This is a genomic window from Candidatus Thermoplasmatota archaeon (genome assembly GCA_018814355.1).
Lineage (GTDB): Archaea > Thermoplasmatota > Thermoplasmata > UBA10834 > UBA10834 > COMBO-56-21.
In genome coordinates this window covers 1-2712 of record JAHIZT010000057.1, presented here as the reverse complement: position 1 = coordinate 2712, position 2712 = coordinate 1, and the positions used below count along the sequence as shown (strand labels likewise).

General features: G+C 59.2%; 3 protein-coding genes. 2 read left to right on the top strand and 1 reads right to left on the bottom strand.

Translation table 11 applies throughout. The annotated features are described in order from the left end of the window. Positions 1-257: HPF/RaiA family ribosome-associated protein (locus KJ653_04295; GenBank protein ID MBU0685053.1), on the top strand; the 257-nt coding region annotated here is incomplete at its 5' end. A 48-nt stretch (positions 258-305) separates the two neighbouring features. On the opposite strand, the gene KJ653_04290 is transcribed toward KJ653_04295, so the two are convergent. Next, complete coding sequence (locus KJ653_04290) at positions 306-701, bottom strand: GNAT family N-acetyltransferase (GenBank protein MBU0685052.1); 396 nt, start codon at positions 699-701, stop codon at positions 306-308. 145 nt (positions 702-846) lie between these two features. Between KJ653_04290 and ade the strand changes: the two genes are divergently transcribed. Beyond that, positions 847-2466 (top strand): adenine deaminase, encoded by a 1620-nt coding sequence (gene ade / locus KJ653_04285; GenBank protein MBU0685051.1) that lies wholly within the window; start codon positions 847-849, stop codon positions 2464-2466. Positions 2467-2712 lie beyond the last annotated feature (246 nt).

The window sequence follows — 2712 nt, the reverse complement described above, 5'->3', positions numbered from 1 at the left end:
GAGTCAGTCGGGCGGAGGACCCGAAGACGCTCACGATGCACGCGTCCGCCTACCACAAGAGCGGGGGCCTCACGAAGTACGGCATATCCGCCAGGTTGACGACCGAGAAGCGGATGCACTTCGCGAAGTCCACTGGATGGAGCCTTTACGCCGCGGTCGATTCCGCGCTCGACACTCTGGAGAAGCGCATCTCCCGGAAGCGAGGGAAGAAGCTGAGCGAGCGTAAGAGGGGGAAGTCGACCAGGTACGACGAATGAGCGCTCCGCTCGCGCATGGAAACGACATGATGTGCGCCTGCGTGACGATCAGGGACGCTGAGGAAATTGTATGCGTTCATCACAGGTAGGTAGAGGGAGAGATGAGGACATTGCCGCCATGAATTTCTTGCCGACTCCCTGGCGATGGCGCTCGGGGGCGACAGCCATCCAGTCTATCCGCCCAACACCGCCGAGCACTTGTCCGAGGGCCATTCCAATTATCTCTCCGTCCTTGATCGCAAGTATGCAGTAATGGTTCGGATCCTTGATTGCCAGGTCAAGTGTTCGTATTGCAGTTGATATGTGGTGGTCGAGCGATTCCCTCGAGTAGCCCCCTTTCCCATAGGTCTTCATGGTCCATCTCATCATCCTCCTCACGAACTTAGTCGCTCTCTCGCGGTCTTTCTTCTCCAGCTCCTTGATGACAATGGAAGAACTCGACATTTACTTCGCCACCTCCGACCCCTATCGCCTTTCGTTTCTATTGGCTTTTTGAGGAACGGGGCCTGCTACGACTCCCCTCCTTGAATCCGACTAGGAAGATAATCGTTAATTCGCCGGAACTCCATACAGAATCGCCGTGTGAGCGTTGATCGTAGGGAACTTGGTAGATGTCCGCAATAGGAGGGTGTTCCCAGCAAGAATATCCGAGAAAGACGGAGTCATAACCGGGGTCGAGGAAACAGAGGGCCAGTTCGACGGATACCTGATCCCTGGGCTTATCGATTCGCACATACATATCGAGTCGTCGCTTCTGTGCCCGTCGAGGTTCGCTGAGGTCGTCGTTCCTCACGGGACCACGGCCGTCGTGGCGTCTCCTCACGAGATCGCGAACGTGCTGGGTCTTGCCGGCATCGAATACATGAGAAGGGACTCACGCACAACCCCCCTGCGCGTCTACTTCACCGCTCCCTCTTGCGTGCCCACAACCCGCCTCGAGACCTCGGGGGCCACCTTCGGGCCAGCCGACATAGAGTTGCTGCTCGCCCGAGACGACTTCGTTGCCCTCGGAGAGCTGACGGACTATCCAGGCGCGATAGGCCGCGACCCGGACGTGATGGCACGGATCGAGGTCGCAAGAAGGCTGCACAAGCCTATCGATGGCCATGCCCCTCTCATCAGCGGGGCTGAACTCGAGAAGTACGTGAGTCTAGGTATCTCGACCGATCACGAGTGCACTTCATCCCAGGAAGCGAGCGAGAAGGCCTCACTGGGAATGGTGATAATGGTCAGGCAGGGAAGCGCGTCGAAGGACCTTGAGGCCCTCACGCCCTTCGCGAAGGACCACGAGTTCCTCCTGGTGTCGGACGACGTGAGCGTGTCCGAGCTGATCCAAGGCCACCTGAACAGGTCCCTGGCCCAGGCGGTCGCGCTGGGAATCGAGCCTATGCATGCGCTCAGGGCGGCGACGCTCAATCCTGCTCTTCACTACAACCTTCCCCTGGGAGCGATCGAGCCGGGGAAGAAGGCTGACTTGGTCAAAGTGAGGGACCTCGAGTCGTTCGATGTAGAGGAGGTGTATGTGGGCGGGAGACTGGTCGCCCGCGGGGGAGTGCCCCTGTTTGATGTCAGGCCAAAAGAGATGGTCAACCTGCTCCCGCTCCAGCGAAAGGTGCCTTCGGACTTCGAGGTCGTGGCGACTGGCCGGTCGGTGAATGCAAGGGTGATCGGCCTCATCAAGGACGAGATCATCACCGACAGCCTCGTGTCGGAGCTCCGAGTCGAGAACGGCAAAGTGATGCCTGACTTCGAGAAGGACATCCTGCGGGTGTCCGTTGTGAACCGGTACCGTGACGCGCCCGTCAGCAGCGCCTTCGTCAAAGGGTTCGGCCTGAGAGGCGGGGCGATCGCCTCGAGCGTCGCCCATGACTCGCACAACATCATCGCTGTGGGAGCGAACTCGGAAGACATGGCGGTTGCCGTGAACACGCTCATCCAGGAGGGGGGTGGGTACTGCATCTGTTCCGAAGGAAGGTGCTCGACACTGAACCTGCGGGTGGCTGGCTTGATGTGCACAAAGCCCGCGAGCGAGGTCAAACGCGTGCTCGATGGACTGCTTGAGAGGGTCCGGGCGCTTGGCTGCACTCTTGAGGGTCCGTTCATGACCATGTCGTTCCTCAGCCTACTGGTCGTACCGAAGCTCAAGCTGGGCGACAAGGGACTGTTCGATGTCGAGGGCTTTCGGTTCACGGATGTCGTGGTCTCTTGAGCATTCCGTCCTCTGATGGCGGGACGCTCGGGCTTCGCCCTTCCTTCTCTCGGTACCTCCCAAGAGGAGCCCATGCGAGACCCTGAATGGTCGGTCCACACACGGCCTGTGAGAGGAAAAGACCATAGGGATGGTATGTAGAAGAGGTCCTTTGCCCCCGTCGAGGGGCGAAACTAGGAATACCTGAGAGGCCATGCTATCTCAGGTCCTAGAGGCCTAACATCACAGTCAAGGATTGGACCCCGG

Coding starts and splice junctions, on each gene's coding strand:
- KJ653_04290 (MBU0685052.1), bottom strand. CDS start 701: ATGTCGAGTTCTTCCATTGTCATCAAGGAGCTGGAGAAGAAAGACCGC.